Source organism: Marinobacter sp. (assembly GCF_041690455.1).
Taxonomy (GTDB): Bacteria; Pseudomonadota; Gammaproteobacteria; order Pseudomonadales; family Oleiphilaceae; genus Marinobacter.
The window spans coordinates 1-15506 of sequence record NZ_JAWLHI010000084.1 but is presented as its reverse complement, the minus strand read 5'-3'; the positions used below and the strand labels follow the sequence as shown (position 1 = coordinate 15506).

Annotated in this window: 13 protein-coding genes and 2 pseudogenes; 1 reads left to right on the top strand and 14 read right to left on the bottom strand. The window is 61.2% G+C overall.

Annotation, left to right across the window (positions count from 1 at the left end):
* The 11 genes from ACESMW_RS16550 to ACESMW_RS16500 form a co-directional block, all read right to left on the bottom strand.
* Positions 1 to 503 (bottom strand): type II secretion system F family protein (locus tag ACESMW_RS16550; protein WP_372988103.1); only part of this gene is annotated, 503 nt, incomplete at its 3' end.
* Positions 503 to 2272, bottom strand: a complete 1770-nt coding sequence (locus ACESMW_RS16545) for a GspE/PulE family protein (protein ID WP_372988102.1) — start codon at positions 2270 to 2272, stop codon at positions 503 to 505. The genes ACESMW_RS16545 and ACESMW_RS16550, both read right to left, overlap by 1 nt.
* Positions 2273 to 3409 (bottom strand): tetratricopeptide repeat protein, encoded by a 1137-nt coding sequence (locus tag ACESMW_RS16540; protein WP_372988101.1) that lies wholly within the window; start codon positions 3407 to 3409, stop codon positions 2273 to 2275.
* Positions 3406 to 4245, bottom strand: a complete 840-nt coding sequence (locus ACESMW_RS16535; protein WP_372988100.1) for an ExeA family protein — start codon at positions 4243 to 4245, stop codon at positions 3406 to 3408. Before ACESMW_RS16535 ends, ACESMW_RS16540 begins: the two co-directional genes overlap by 4 nt.
* A gap of 1 nt (position 4246) precedes the next feature.
* A complete protein-coding gene (gene mshL / locus ACESMW_RS16530) occupies positions 4247 to 5968 on the bottom strand; it encodes a pilus (MSHA type) biogenesis protein MshL (RefSeq protein WP_372988099.1) in 1722 nt (573 codons plus the stop codon).
* Positions 5965 to 6288, bottom strand: coding sequence for a hypothetical protein (locus ACESMW_RS16525; protein ID WP_372988098.1), 324 nt, complete (start codon positions 6286 to 6288; stop codon positions 5965 to 5967). Before ACESMW_RS16525 ends, mshL begins: the two co-directional genes overlap by 4 nt.
* A 1-nt stretch (position 6289) precedes the next feature.
* A complete protein-coding gene (locus tag ACESMW_RS16520; protein WP_372988097.1) occupies positions 6290 to 6985 on the bottom strand; it encodes an MSHA biogenesis protein MshJ in 696 nt (231 codons plus the stop codon).
* Positions 6982 to 7590 (bottom strand): PilN domain-containing protein, encoded by a 609-nt coding sequence (locus ACESMW_RS16515; RefSeq protein ID WP_372988096.1) that lies wholly within the window; start codon positions 7588 to 7590, stop codon positions 6982 to 6984. The genes ACESMW_RS16520 and ACESMW_RS16515 overlap by 4 nt, the downstream gene beginning before the upstream one ends.
* The gene (locus ACESMW_RS16510) at positions 7587 to 8459 is read right to left on the bottom strand and encodes a biogenesis protein MshI (RefSeq protein WP_372988095.1); all 873 of its coding nucleotides are present in this window, start codon (positions 8457 to 8459) and stop codon (positions 7587 to 7589) included. Before ACESMW_RS16510 ends, ACESMW_RS16515 begins: the two co-directional genes overlap by 4 nt.
* Positions 8460 to 8743: 284 nt before the next feature.
* Positions 8744 to 9271 carry a single-stranded DNA-binding protein gene (gene ssb / locus ACESMW_RS16505; RefSeq protein WP_372988094.1) on the bottom strand — a complete coding sequence of 176 codons (528 nt, stop codon included), beginning with the start codon at positions 9269 to 9271 and terminating at the stop codon, positions 8744 to 8746.
* Between the two features lie 57 nt (positions 9272 to 9328).
* Positions 9329 to 10699, bottom strand: coding sequence for an MFS transporter (locus tag ACESMW_RS16500; protein WP_372988093.1), 1371 nt, complete (start codon positions 10697 to 10699; stop codon positions 9329 to 9331).
* Between the two features lie 185 nt (positions 10700 to 10884).
* Here ACESMW_RS16500 and uvrA point away from each other — a divergent pair, with 185 nt between their 5' ends.
* Positions 10885 to 13710 (top strand): excinuclease ABC subunit UvrA, encoded by a 2826-nt coding sequence (uvrA, locus tag ACESMW_RS16495; RefSeq protein ID WP_372988092.1) that lies wholly within the window; start codon positions 10885 to 10887, stop codon positions 13708 to 13710.
* A gap of 181 nt (positions 13711 to 13891) precedes the next feature.
* Here the strand turns inward: uvrA and rplQ are convergent.
* The 3 genes and pseudogenes from rplQ to rpsD all read right to left on the bottom strand — a co-directional run.
* Positions 13892 to 14276, bottom strand: a pseudogene (gene rplQ, locus ACESMW_RS16490) (50S ribosomal protein L17).
* A gap of 33 nt (positions 14277 to 14309) precedes the next feature.
* A complete protein-coding gene (locus tag ACESMW_RS16485; RefSeq protein ID WP_092005462.1) occupies positions 14310 to 15314 on the bottom strand; it encodes a DNA-directed RNA polymerase subunit alpha in 1005 nt (334 codons plus the stop codon).
* 35 nt (positions 15315 to 15349) lie between these two features.
* A pseudogene (gene rpsD, locus ACESMW_RS16480) lies at positions 15350 to 15506 on the bottom strand (30S ribosomal protein S4); the annotation flags it as partial.

Genomic DNA, 15506 nt, shown 5'->3' with positions numbered 1-15506 from the left:
AGTCGGCGCTTGGTGTCCCGCTCCAGTTCCAGAATGTCGGCCAGACGCTTGAAGGCATCGTCCAGCCGGCCGGTGTTCTCACCCACGTGGATCATGGCCACGAACATGTCGGAGAAAACATCCGGATGGGCCTGCATGGCAGCGGCCATGGCGGTGCCACCTTCAAGTCTCCCTGTAACATCATCCAGCACGTCCGCCAGCACCGGTGAACGGGAGGTCTCGGCCAGCCCGCGCATGGTTCGGATCAGGGGAATGCCGGCCCGGGTCAGAGAATGCATCTGACGGCAGAACACGATCAACTCATCCAGGGTCACCTTGCCCCGGAACACCGCCAGTCGATTGACCCGGTCGGTCAGGGATCGGGTCTCGGCCTGTTCCTGGATGGTCAGGGGCGTGATGCCCCGGCGCATCAGCTCGGCGGCGGCCGCATCGGCATTGCCGGCAATCACAGAGCCCTGCTTAACACTGCCGTTGGTATCCTTGCCCCGGTAGGAGAAGTGCATCAGACAGCTCCTCCGAGGGGTTCATCCGGCCCCGGGAATTCGTCTTCCGGCGAAAACTCGCCTTCGGAGGTGGCCGCCACCCGGGCCACTTCCTCCAGGGTGGTCACACCCCGCAGGGCATAATCCATGGCACACCGGCCCAGCGGGCGGTAGAGACGACTCTGGCGCGCGGCCCTGCTGAAGCCGGAAACATCCTGCTGGCGCAGGGCATCCAGTATGGGCTCGTTCATCTCGAGCATTTCATAGACACCGATCCGCCCCTTGTAGCCGGTGTTGCTGCACTGGTAGCAGCCGCGACCGTGGACAAACCCGGCTTCCCGGTCCAGGGGATCGAGATCAAAGGTTTCCAGCCAAACCCGCTCCTGCTCGGTGGGCTCATAGGGTGCAGAACAGTTCTCGCACACTCGGCGCACCAGGCGCTGGGCCACCACTCCCAGCAGGGAGCTGGATACCAGGAAGGGCTCGGCACCCATGTCGATCAGGCGCATGGCGCTGCTGATGGAATCATTGGTGTGCAGGGTGGAAAGCACCAGGTGACCGGTCATGGCGGCGCGCAGGCCGATCTCGACGGTCTCCCGGTCCCGCATCTCGCCCACCAGCATGATATCCGGGTCCTGGCGCAAACCCGCCCTGAGCACATCGGCAAACTCGAGGCCGATCCGGGGATGGACCTGTACCTGGGTAATCCGGGGCAACCGGTATTCCACCGGGTCCTCGGCGGTAATAATCTTCACTTCCGGGCGATTAAGCTCGCTCAGGGCCCCGTACAATGTGGTGGTCTTGCCGCTGCCGGTGGGGCCGGTCACCAGGATCATGCCGTGGGGCTTGCGGATCATCCGCCGGAAACGCTGCAGCAGTTCCTCCGGCATACCGATGCTGTTCAGATCCAGCAGGCCCTGACTCTGGTCGAGCAGACGCATGACCACGGATTCCCCGTACTGCACAGGCATGGTGGAGATCCGCACGTCAATGCTGCGGCCCTTGACCCGCACGTTGAAGCGGCCGTCCTGGGGCAGACGCTTTTCCGAGATATTCAGGCCTGCCATCAGCTTCAGGCGCAGGACCAGGGCGGCGTTGACCCGCTTTTCTTTCATGACCTGCTCTTGCAGGACACCATCCACCCGCTGCCGGATCCGGACCACGGTCTCGTCCGGCTCGATGTGAATGTCGGAACTGCGGGCCTGCACAGCATCCTCGAACAGGGTCTTGAGCAGCCGGACCACCGGTGCGTCTTCGCTCTCCGATTCCTCCGACATGCTGGCCAGATCAAAGGCGTCGTCGGAAAGTTCGTCCTCCAGCTCTTCGGCCAGAGAGGCGATCTCTTCGGTGCGGCGGTAGACGAGATCAAGGGTGGCGAGCAGTTCGCTCTCCCGCACCACAGCCTGTCGGATCGGCTGCTTCAGTACCCGGACCAGTTCGTCGTAGGCAAAAATATCCAGCGGATCGGCCATGCCCACCAGCAGTTCGCCGCCCTGCTCATCCAGCACCAGGGACCGGAAACGGCGGGCCATGGCTTCCGGCAGCCGGCGCACCAATTGTTCATTGAAGCGGAAGTGACGCAGCTGGACGAACGGCAGGTCCAGCTGTCGCGACAGCATATTGAGGATGGTGTCCTCATCCACATAGCCCAGGTCCACCAGGGTCTTGCCCAGCTTGCGGCCGCTGTTTTTCTGCTCCCGCAGGGCGGTCTGCAGCTGCTCCTCGGAAATGACGTCGTTCTGCACCAGCAGGTCGCCAAGACGGAGCTTTTTCTTCGGTTCCGTAGCCATTCAGCCTGCCTGTAATTGCTTCAAACGTTCACGAACATAATCCGCCAGGGACTGCGACAGCCCCGGCAGTTCTGCAGCCTGGGTATAAGCCCGTGCGGCGCTCGCAGCCTTGCCCTGGGATTCCAGGGCTACGCCAAGGCCCACCCACCAGGCGGCCCGGCTGTCATCGGTGGTCAGCAGTGCGGTCCACTGTTCAGCCGCCGCACCACTCTCACCGGCCTGTTGCAGCAGGGTCGCCAGGGTTACCCGATATTCGATATTGCCTTCCAGGGGCGGTACCTGGCTGCGCAAGACGTTTACCGAACCATTCAGATCACCGGTGGCCAGCAGGGCCCTGGCCCTGAGCAAGCGCAATTCGGGCACGGCCATCACCTCCGGTGCGGGCAACCAGGCCAGGGCAATTTCCGGCTGACCTTCCACCAGCAGAGCTCGGGCCAGGGTCGCGCGGCTCACGGGAGCCTGCTGGTCCGCCAGCAGCGCCCGCAACTTTTCAGCCGCTTCCCGGGAACGCCCTTCCCTGAGCAGGGAAGCCAGCTCACGGCTTACACGGCGGTCAATACTTTCCGGGGTCTCGCGCACTTCTTTGACTTGTGCCGGTTCGGTTTCGGGCTCAACCGGTTGTTCCTGACTGACCGGTAGATTCTCGGGTTCCGGCCGGGTGTGTTGGGCGACCTGTTTGTCGGGGGCCGGCGCCGGCTCAGCCTTGGGCTCAGGAGCAGGCTCCGGCGTATTTCGGGGCGCAGTTTCCGGTGCCTCTTCCGCCACCTTCGCGGCGACAGGCTCCGGGTCTTTGACCTGTGCCGTTTCGGTGTCTGTCGTTTGCTCCGGAACTGCCGAACCCGCTGCCTCCGTTACGGTATCAACGGCCGGTTCCACGGTATTGCTCTCGGATTGCTCTGCAACCGGCGGCATTGAATCCGGTGTCCCGGCCTGCACGGTTTCCGGAACGTCCTGGTTGTCGGCAAGCAGGGCGTAACCGGCAACCGCAGCCAGCACAACCACGAACAACATCAGCACCGGCACCAGTCGGCTCCTTCTCGCTGGCACCGCGTAGCCCTGGCCTGTATAGGCACGAGGCGCCTCAGGCTTCTGCTGGCGTTCCTCCGCGGCACGAAGTGCGTCGTTCAACAGACTCATAACCACCTCGCCAACAGGCCAGGCTGCCTGGCACTCTCGGTATCCCGGATGGCGCTGAGCACATGGCCGCGATTCACCTGTCGGGCGCCCTGCCCCCAGGCCGCCAGCATGGCCTTGTGGGCCAACACGTTGACCAGTCTGGGTATACCACCGGAAGAACGGGTAATGAGTTTCAGGGCGCCCGGGGCAAACAGTTCGCCGCCGTTGTAGCCGGCCTGGGCCAGCCGATGCCGTAAATACTGGCTGACAGACTGTCGATCCAGGGCACTGAGCCTGTACTGGAAGGTTATGCGCTGGCGCAGCTGCCGAAGACTCTCCTTGCCTAACATGACATCCAGCTCGGGCTGACCGAAAAGCACCACCTGTAGCAGCTTCCTGCTTTCCGTTTCCAGATTGGTGAGTAACCGGAGCGCCTCAATGGTCGCCTCAGGCATGGCCTGGGCCTCGTCGATCACCAGAACGACCGACCGCCGTTCCATCGCTAACTTGATCAGACGCCGGTTCAGGGCTTTCAGTACCTGATGGGTGTTGGCACACCTGGAGACATCCACACCGAGCTCCTCGGCCACCGCCTCGTACAGTGCTTCAGGAGGAAGATTGGGATTGGGAATATAGGCGGTGCTGACCCGGTCCCGCAGATCCTTGAGCAGCAACCGGCACAACAGGGTCTTGCCCGTACCCACCTCACCGGTGATCTTGATGAACCCTTCCCGCTCTTTAAGCGCCACTAGCAACAGTTCCAGCGCATCGGCATGGCTCGGCGCCCGCAGGAAATAGCGGGTGTTGGGCGTCAATGCGAACGGTGCTTCCTGCAGTCCGAAATGGGTTTCGTACATATCAGCGTGGCGCTTTCTCCGGTTCCGGAGTGACTGACCGCGAGGACTGCAGCAGCTCCCGCAGCACTTCCATACGCTCCCTGCTCGCCGAAACATCCGCGTTCATGGTCGACGTCCGGGCCACCACCGGGCGCAGCAGGATCACCAGCTCGCTCTTGCGGGACTCGAACCGGCGTTGCTTGAACAGCTCACCGACCAGGGGAATTTCGCTGAAGAAAGGTACCGAGGAATTGGTGTCCTCGCTGGTGTTCTGGATCAGGCCACCGATCACCACGATCTGGCCGCTCTCGGCGCGGACCACGCTGTCGGTCTCCCGGACCTTGCTGGCTGCCAGGGGCAGGGTCACATCCCGCTCACCGATAGTGATCACTTTTTCCTGGTCATTCACTTCGCTAACCGACGGATGAACATGGAGAGTAATGTTTCCGTCCTCGCCGATCTGCGGCGTTACATCCAGGGAGATGCCGGAGAAGAATGGCGTCAACTCGACTGAGGTGGAGGTGCTGTCCGATCCGGTGACGGTGGAATTTTCGTCATCAAAGTCGATGTCGGTCACGAAAAACTCGTCAGTGCCGACCTTGATCACCGCCTTCTGGTTATTCACCGTGGAAATCCTCGGGCTGGAGAGGATCTGCACGTTACCCTGGGTGCCCAGCAATTCGATCAGCGCGGTAAAGCTGCCTTCCCGGAATGTGGCGGAAAACAGGCCGCCAATGTCGGATGTTTGAATGGCCTGCCCGGCCAGGCTCTGGGCGGTGAAATCCGCTGGCAATCCGTCTGCGGCCGTTACCGAGGACGCGCGCTGGAGATCGGACCAGTTGATGCCCTGCTGATAGCCCTCGTTGAGTGCGACCTCCAGAATCTTCGCCTCCAGCACCACCTGGCGCTGCATGATCAGCTCGGTCCGGCGCAGGTAATCCTCCACCAGCCACAGCTGCTCTGAACCACCCCGCACCATGATCAGGCCCGGCCCCGGGTTCACAATCACCTGCCCGCCCTCGCCGGTGCTGACGATCATTTCCACGGAGGTGCGCAAATCCTGCCAGAAATCCGACTCGGTCTCGGTGGATATGGCGGTGCCAACCAGGCTCCGGGTTTCTCCGGTGTCGGTATCGCCGTTTCTCGCGCTGCTACGGGAACTGGTCACCTGGCCGGAGCTCACCCGGGTCTCTGATCCACCCTTGCGTTTGAAATGCAGGTAGTCGATGGGAAAAATCCGGGTCTGGATGCGGTCGGCATTAACCTGGTACAAGCGGCCCTTGCGCTGGATATCCAGGCCGTACAGGTCGGCGACGATGTCCATGACCTCAGGAACGGTGACATCCCGCAGACGAAGGTCAATCGCAGTCGTGACTTCAGGATGCACCACCACATTGAATCGGGTACCAGTCACCAGGGACTGGAAGAAGCTGTCTGCCGCCACTCCCCGGGCATTGACGTCAAACCGTTCTTCCAGATCGTTGTCCGCAGAAAGAGACGGCAACAGCTGGGCGCTGATATCGGCAGGCATGGCAGAAGTTGCAGGTTCAGGGGAGTCGTTCCCACCCTGCTGTTCGGCTTCAACCTGCTCGAGTGTGCGCACGATATCATCCGCCGCGTCCGTGGAGGTCGCCGCCCCCGTGCGCATCAGCGGGTTGTTACTGCAGGCGGTCAACACCATCCCGGCAGCAACGATCAACGCCAGCTTCTTGAATGAATTCATGGTTGCCTGAATATCTGTCATTGGGTTCCCCGCACTTGCGGAAGCTTGTCCAGGTAAAGAACCCGGGGATTGCCCCGGTCCAGCACCTCGACCCGGTCCTGATGAATTTTTCTGACGCGGATACCATTGGCACCCTGGCCTTCCCGGAGCGCTTCGCCTTCAATCACCGCCACCTTGCGATCCCGACCATAGACGATCGAGTCCAGGGACAGGGACCTCACAGGCTGGCTCCGGATCGCCGGAGCTTCGGTACCGGGTGGCTTGGTGGGATCCTGCAGGGCCAAGACCGGCTGGCTGGCGAACAAGGCAATAATGGCGATTAGAGATCCCGTCAGTCTCATGTCATACCCCCAACCAGGCCTTGTCCAGACTCAGTGTCCGCACCTCGATCACAGCCTCACCGGCTGGCCAGGACGTGGCGTCGTAACTCAGCCGTACCCACCCGAGCCGGTCATCCATCGCCTCAAGACGCTCCAGATACGCGAGCACGTCCAGGTAACCGCCCTGAACCCGAAGCTCCACGGAGTGCGCGAACAACAGTGGCTCGGCCTGCCCACCATCAGCCTCACCATTTCCGGAGCCGGTTGCTCCGGACTCTGCGTACACCGGCTCCGGGGTTTTCAATTCCAGTGCCAGCAGGGTGAGGTTACCCTCCGCCGCCAGCATTTCCCGCAACAGCGCCACCATCGCCCGCGGGGCGATCAGTTGGCCCGCGGTCTCGGCAACCTGCTGATCGAGCTGGTCCAGACGACGCTGCCGCTGTTCCAGACGTTGACGCAGCTCCGCGGAGGGATCCCGGGCCAGTATCTGTTCCAGCTCCTGTTGCCGGGTGAACAGATCCGTCTGGCGGGTTTCCGCCAGTACCCGACGGTTCTCCAGATTCCGGATCTCCTGGCTGACAGGGGCCAACGCGAGCTCCCAGCCGGCAAAGAGTACGACCGCCAGCACCGTGACCAGCAACAGCACCCGCTCCCTGGCGGGACGATCATTGAACCAGTCTCCAACCCTAGCCAGGCCACTCTGTCGGACGTCGCTCATGACTCCTCCCCGGCACCAGGTTCACTGGCCACAAAGAACTCCACCCAATTACCCTCGTCCGGACGATCAAGCCGGAACACGCCGAAGGTCCTGCCGGTAAAAGCCGGCGCCTGACCCAGCTGTTCCAGGTAAAGTGGCACCTGCGCCGAGGTACGGGTCCGGCCTTCGATCTGAATCCGCTGGGGCTGGGCCTCCAGGACTATGCCGGTGAGCCAGACATTCTCCGGAATCTGCCTCGCCAGAGCCGCCATCTGCGGAGAAAAACCTTTCCCCGGGCTGACTACCAGCCCCTCCACGCGCTCAAGCAGGCGTTGGCGCCGGGCCAGGGTCTCACTGATACGCTGCAACGCTGCTTCCAGCTCAGGATCCGGCTGGCGGCGCTCGACCGCTTCGGACAGACTGGTCACCGCCTCATCCAACCGGGCATTCTGTTGCTCCAACCCGGCGACCTCCTGCGCCAACTGGCGCTGCTCGTGACTGAGCCAGGCCCCGTAGCCGGCAGCAGCCAGCATTAGCACAACGGCAATACCGAGAGCCCGGACCGCAGACAACCGCTGTTGCCGTGGACGCAACTCGCTGGTGTAAAGGTTGACCTGCTGAATCATTTGCCTGCCTCCCTGGCCAGCGGCAAGCCGGCGCTCCAGGCCGGCAGACAGCGACTGTCGACAGCACCTTCAAGCCCGAGGGCGGCCCAATCCAGGTTGCTGACGCCGGCGGCCAGGTAAGAAGACAGCATCGAGGCCAGGGGCAGATCACGGTCCTTCACAACCAGGTGAATATGGGCCGGCGGCACCTGCCCCATCTGGCTTTCGTAGTAATCCAGGGAGCGCTGCATTTCGAGGGCCAGCGCCTGAACCACGCTTTCCTGCCGGGCCGCATCGCGCAGCCCTGAGGCAGACACATCGAGACGGCGGGAAAGGTAGAGAGTCGGGCCCCGGCAGATGATCATCTGGCCATAATTCTGGCGAAGGTGAACCAGGGCGGCACCTTTGCTGTCCGGATCCAGCCTCGCTGCCAGGTTGCGCAGGGCCAGCTCCGCAATATCAATGCGGCCCGGTTTGAGGCCAGATTGCTGTACCAGTGCAACCAATTCCTTGAGGAGGGATTTACGGGCCGCAACCACATTCACCAACTCGCCACGGCCACGGGCGGCATCGGACGGGAACGGAAATACGTCGGCTATGGCTTCAGCGGGGCTGAACTCCAGCAAGTCCCGGAGCTTCCACTTGAGAGCGTCGGCAAGCTCGGCGTCGTTGAGGCCCGCCGGGCGTTCCATCTGGAATACCTGGTACTGCTCCATGGGCAACACCAGATCTGCCAGCGCGCCGCTCCAGCCCTGCTCATCCACCAGGGAACCAAGCACTTCGGCTCGCCGGGCCGGCGGGCATTCAATAAACCCGGCCCGCTGTGCCGGTGAGGCAGGCGCCACCGACCAGGCAATACCATCCGGACGCACCTCCAGGGCTACGCGCACGGGTGACCCGCCAGGTCTCAAGAATCCGGTGATCTTTTTAAAAAGGGTGTTGTCAGTCATGAACCTGGGCTGGAAGCCGGGGCCACTCGCAAGGCCCTGATTATCATTATGTGCCTGAGTAACAGGCGGAACTCTAATTGACCTGCAATGATAGGTTAAAAAGTGAGCGCAGTTCTATGTTTTTTTGAACCATTTCACGTTCTTTTGCACCCCGGTAACAAAAAGCCCCGGACGCGCTTGCAATCCGGGGCTTTTTGTTCAGATCGGCCGATTCTGGCCAGAAATCAGAACGGAATGTCGTCGTCAAAATCGTCAACCGGCTCGGGCATGCTGCCCTGGGACGGCTGGTTGTAACCGCCGGATTGCTGACCCTGGGCCGGTGCACTCTGCTGCCCAGCGGGCGCGTTGTAGTTTGACTGCTGCGGGCGGCCTGCCGGAGCACCCTGGCTCATGCCGCCTTCACCACCGCGGCTGTCCAGCATCTGCATCTGTCCGTTGATATCCACCACGACTTCTGTGGTGTAACGGTCCTGGCCATCCTGGCCCTGCCATTTACGGGTCTGCAGTTTGCCCTCGATGTAGACCTTCGAACCCTTACGCAGATACTGCCCGGCAACCTCTGCCACCTTGCCGAACAGCACGATGCGGTGCCACTCGGTTTTCGGCACCAGCTGGCCGGTCTGACGATCCTTGTAGCTCTCATCGGTTGCCAGGTTCAGGTTCACCACGGCATTGCCGTTCGGGGTATAGCGGGTCTCCGGGTCCTGGCCCAGATTGCCGATAAGAATGACCTTGTTTACGCCTCGTGCCATCATCAACTCCTGAATGTATTTTCAAGGGAAGCCGCACTCCCTGCGACCTTCCGGATTTCAATAACCGTTACCCTGCCGGACAAACGCCAGCTCCGCAAGTAACCCTTCATCAAATCTCTGCCTGTCCACCTTCAGGTAGGCGGTTGCGGCATCTTCGACGATAACCACATCCTGAACCCCCGGCAGGCGACGCAGGCGTTCATCAATATCGTCGTAAGTCTGGCTGACTGCCTGCTGCAACTGTACCACGAAACTGGTGGTGTAACCCGGCGCCGGCATGGTCAGGGCCACCAGCAGCCAGGCCGCCAGTATGGCCACCATCATCCACACCACACCCTCAACTCCGACCGCCTCCAACAGGACACCACCCAGGGCACCACCGAGAAACGCACCAAGGAACTGGGAGGTGGAATAAACCCCCATGGCCGTCCCCTTGCTCGCCGCCGGGGCCTCCTTGCTGATCAGGGACGGGAGGCTGGCTTCCAGCAGGTTGAACGCCATAAAGAAGAAGAACAGCACGCCCCATGCCATTACCAGGCTGATACCCAGACCGGCCAGACCGGCAGTCGCCAGCGTCAACAGCGCAATGGCGCCACAGAGTACCGGCTTCATCTTGCGCTTCTTTTCGCCAATGATGATGAACGGCACCATGGCGAAGAAAGAGGTCACCATGACCGTCAGGTAGAACCACCAGTGCGAGCTGGCCGCCAGGCCCAGGCGCTCCTCAAGTACCGAGGGGAACACCAGGAACAGTGCGGTCAGTACCAGGTGCAAAGCGAAGATACCGAAGTCCAGCCGGACCAGGCGGCCATCCATGAGTACCCGGCCGAGCATGTCTTTTGCCGGGTGGGTATCGGCGCTGATCTTGTGCTGGTGCGGAGTCGGCACCACCCGGTTCACAATCACCAGGGCAATCACTGCCAGAACCGCAGTGACGTAGAAAATACCCTGGAGTCCCCAGACCGCGCCCAGCAATGGCCCCACCACCAGAGACACCGAAAACGACAACCCGATGGAAATGCCCACCGTGGCCATGGCCTTGGTGCGCTCCTCTTCCCGGGTCAGGTCACTGAGCAGTGCCATCAGGACACTGGCAATAGCACCGGCGCCCTGGAGAATCCGACCGGCAATTACGACGTATATGGAGTCAGTTGCGGCGGCGAGCAGACTGCCGGCGGCAAACAGGATCAGGCCCAGGTAGATCATCTTCTTGCGACCGACACGGTCGGACAGAAGCCCGAAGGGGATCTGCAGCAGCGCCTGGCTCAGGCCATAGGCGCCGATGGCAAAACCGAGCAACGCGGGCGTGGCGCCCCGGAGGTCGTCGCCGAGCAGCATGAACACCGGCATCACCATGAACAGCCCCAGCATGCGCATCGCATAGACCGATGCCAGGGCTGCTACGGAGCGTTTTTCCAGCGCGTTCATCGCGGTGTTCACCTCTGCCGGGGTTGAAAGCAGGTAACGGGGAGGCCAGATACCTCCCGCAGGCGGCGCATTGTAACAGAACCGACCGGACCGAGGGACTCCCGGAATTGTCTCGGTCAATACCGGTTTCACCGGCCTTCCGGTAACGCGGTATAATTCTCGTTTTTCCCAGATTGAGAGGTGGTATGGATCATATCCAGATCAAGGGTGCACGCACCCACAACCTGAAGAACATCGACCTGGATATGCCACGGGACAAGCTGATCGTGATCACAGGCCTGTCCGGCTCCGGTAAATCGTCGCTGGCTTTCGACACCCTCTATGCCGAAGGGCAGCGGCGATACGTGGAGTCCCTCTCCACCTATGCCCGGCAATTCCTGTCCATGATGGAAAAGCCTGATGTGGACCACATCGAAGGCCTGTCACCGGCGATTTCCATCGAGCAGAAATCCACCTCTCACAACCCCCGGTCAACGGTGGGCACCATCACCGAGATCTACGATTACCTGCGGTTGCTGTTTGCGCGTGCCGGCGAGCCTCGCTGCCCGGATCACGGCCAGCCACTGGAAGCCCAGACCGTCAGCCAGATGGTGGACCAGGTCCTGGCCATGCCCGAGGGCAGCAAACTGATGATCCTGGCACCGGTCATCCGCGACCGCAAAGGCGAGCACCTCCACGTGATCGACAACATGCGCAGCCAGGGTTTTATCCGGCTGCGGGTCGACGGCACCGTCTACGATATCGACGACGTGCCCGCTCTGGACAAGAAGCGCAAGCACCAGATTGACGTGGTGGTTGACCGCTTCAAGGTCAAGGAAGGCCTGGAGCAGCGCCTGGCCGAGAGTTTCGAAACCGCCCTGGAACTGGCTGACGGCATCGCCCTGGTTGCGCCCATGACCGGCGAGGGCGAGGAGCACACCTTCTCTGCCCGCTATGCCTGTACCCAGTGTGGCTACTCCCTCAGCGAGCTGGAACCCCGACTGTTTTCATTCAACAACCCCGCCGGCGCCTGCCCGACCTGTGATGGCCTCGGCGTGAAGCAGTTCTTCGATCCGGAAAAGGTCATCCAGCACCCGGAAGCGACCCTGGCCGAAGGTGCAATCAAGGGCTGGGACCGCCGCGCCGTGTATTACTTCCAGATGCTGGCGAGCGTTGCCGAGCACTACGGCATGGACCTGGAAACGCCCTGGGTCGACCTGCCCGAATCTTTCCAACAGGTCCTGCTGTATGGCTCCGGCTCCGAGGAGATCCCGTTCCGTTACGTGAACTCCCGCGGCCACATCATGGAAAAGGCCCATCCGTTCGAGGGCATCCTGCCGAATCTGGAGCGCCGCTACCGGGAAACGGACTCCCAGAGCATGCGCGAGGAACTGGCCCGGAACCTGAGCACCCAGCCGTGCAAGGATTGTGGCGGGTCGCGGCTGCGCCGCAGCGCCCGGCACGTGTTCATCGAGGAGCGCAACCTGCCCGAGGTGACTCACCTGCCGGTGGGCGAGGCCCATGATTACTTCGAACAGCTGACCCTGCCCGGCCGAAAGGGCGAAATTGCCGAGAAAATCCTCAAGGAGGTGCGGGAACGGCTGCAGTTTCTGGTGAACGTGGGGCTGGAATACCTGACCCTCGAACGCAGTGCCGACACCCTCTCCGGCGGCGAGGCCCAGCGTATCCGCCTGGCCAGTCAGATCGGTGCCGGTCTCGTCGGCGTCATGTACATCCTGGACGAGCCCTCCATCGGGCTGCACCAGCGGGACAACGACCGTCTGCTGGCAACCCTGACCCACCTGCGGGACCTGGGTAACACGGTGATCGTGGTCGAACACGATGAAGATGCCATCCGTGCCGCCGATTACGTCATCGACATCGGTCCCGGCGCCGGGGTCCACGGCGGCCATGTTGTTGCCCAGGGGCGGCCCGAGGACATCATTGCCAACGAGAACTCCCTGACCGGTCAGTACCTCAGTGGCCAGAAGGAAATTGCCATTCCGACAACCCGGAACAAAGGCTCCGGCAAGCAGCTGAGCCTCACCGGGGCGACCGGCAACAACCTGCGGGATGTGACCCTGAACCTTCCCCTGGGAGTGATGACCTGCATTACCGGGGTATCCGGCTCCGGCAAGTCCACCCTGATCAACAGTACCCTGTATCCAGTGGCCGCTGCCAAGCTGAACAAGGCCACGAGCCTCAACCATTCACCCTATAAGAAGCTCAAGGGTCTGGACCACCTGGACAAGGTGATCGACATTGACCAGAGCCCCATCGGCCGCACCCCGCGCTCCAACCCGGCTACCTATACCGGGCTGTTCACGCCCATCCGCGAGCTGTTTGCCGGCACCCAGGAAGCCCGTTCCCGGGGCTACAAGCCCGGACGGTTCTCCTTCAACGTCAAGGGCGGGCGCTGCGAGGCCTGCCAGGGTGATGGCGTCATCAAGGTGGAGATGCACTTTCTCCCCGACATCTACGTGCCCTGTGACGTGTGCAAGGGCAAGCGCTACAACCGGGAAACTCTGGAGGTGCGCTACAAGGGCAAGAACATCCACGAGGTGCTGGACATGACCGTGGAGGAAGGCCGCGAGTTCTTCGATGCGGTTCCGTTCCTGGCGCGCAAGCTACAGACCCTGATCGACGTGGGCCTGTCCTACATCCGGCTGGGCCAGAGTGCGGTTACCTTATCCGGCGGCGAAGCGCAGCGGGTGAAGCTGGCCAAGGAGCTGTCCAAGCGGGATACCGGCAAGACCCTGTACATCCTGGACGAGCCAACCACCGGCCTGCATTTCTATGACATCCAGCAACTCCTCAACGTCTTGCAGCGCCTGCGCGACCACGGCAACACCATCGTGGTGATCGAGCACAACCTGGACGTGATCAAGACTGCGGACTGGATTGTCGACCTGGGGCCGGAGGGTGGCTCCGGGGGTGGGCAGATCATTGCCGAAGGTACGCCGGAGGAAGTCGCCGAGAATCCAGTGTCTCATACCGGGCGGTATCTGAAGCAGATGCTGGCGAAGAGTTGAGGTGAAGGTGGGGTCAGATGAAGGCTTTCATCTGACCCCTTTTTTATCCCTGAAGATTTCGAGAGATCCGACGCGAACCCGGGGTCAGAAGAAAGCTTTCTTCTGACCCCAACTTCATTCCAGGCACAAAAAAACCGGAAGTGTTTCCACTCCCGGCTTCTTCTGAACCACTCCGAAGATCTTACTCTTCGTCGTCGTCCACTTCTTCCGCTTCGATATCCAGCGGGCGACCTACCAGCTCGACGAATGCCATCGGGGCATTGTCACCGGCACGGAAGCCACACTTCAGGATACGAAGGTATCCACCCGGACGGTCGCTGTAGCGCGGGCCGAGCTCGTCAAACAGCTTGGCTACCGCTGTATCGTTGCGCAGGCGAGAAAACGCCAGGCGACGGTTTGCAACCGAATCATTCTTGGAGAGCGTGATCAAAGGCTCGGCTACCCGACGAAGCTCTTTGGCTTTCGGCAGCGTTGTTTTGATCAGCTCGTGTTCAACCAGTGACGCAGTCATGTTACGGAACATGGCCTTGCGATGCGCACTTACGACCACTCTTACGATGACGCATTGCTCTGATTCCTTACCTTAAACTAATCGGCGATTAACCGCCCAGAACCCGGTCGTCGCCACGAAGGCTTGCCGGCGGCCAGTTATCAAGACGCATGCCCAGAGACAAACCACGGGACGCCAGGACGTCCTTGATCTCGGTCAGCGACTTCTTGCCAAGGTTAGGCGTCTTCAGCAGCTCAACTTCGGTGCGCTGAATCAGATCGCCGATATAGTAAATGTTCTCAGCCTTCAAGCAGTTAGCTGAACGCACAGTCAATTCCAGATCATCTACCGGACGCAGCAGAATCGGATCGATTTCTTCCTCTTCTTCCACGCGCTCCGGCTCTTTCTCGTGATCGAAATCGACGAATACCGCCAGTTGCTGCTGGAGGATGGTCGCCGCCCGGCGAATTGCTTCTTCCGGGTCGATGGTGCCATTGGTCTCCAGATCAATTACCAGCTTGTCCAGATCAGTCCGTTGCTCAACCCGTGCACTTTCCACGGCATAGGCCACGCGACGAACCGGGCTGAAGGTTGCATCCAGCTGCAGGCGTCCGATGGCGCGAGTTTCGTCCTCGTCAAGACCACGCTGGTCGGCTGGCTCATAGCCACGACCGCGGGCAACACGCAGACGCATGTTCAATTCACCGTTTTCACTCAGGTGACAGATCACATGGTCCGGGTTGGCGATCTCGACATCGTGATCCAGCTTGATGTCACCGGCTGTCACAACGCCCGGGCCTTTCTTGCTGAGGGTCAGCTCAGCTTCGTCCCGACCGTTCATTTTCACGGCAACGCCCTTGAGATTCAGCAGAATCTCGATGACGTCTTCCTGGACACCCTCAATGGCGCTGTACTCGTGCAGGACACCGTCGATCTGCGCTTCAGTAATGGCGCAGCCCGGCATCGAAGACAAGAGAATACGGCGCAGTGCGCTACCCAGGGTATGACCGAAGCCCCTTTCCAGAGGCTCCAGGGTCACCTTGGCACGCGTGGCGCTGGATTCTTTCACGTCAATGGTACGAGGTGTCAATAACTCATGTACTGAACGCTGCATAGACGCCCCTAATTGCTCTCGTTGCTAACTGGGCTTTACTTGGAGTAAAGCTCGACGATGAGGTTCTCGTTGATGTCGGCCGGCAATTCAGTGCGCTCAGGCACTGACCTGTAAACGCCGGACATCTTGCTGGCGTCGACCTCTACCCAGCTCACCGGTGCGCGGCTGGAAGACAGATCCAGTGCGCCTTTA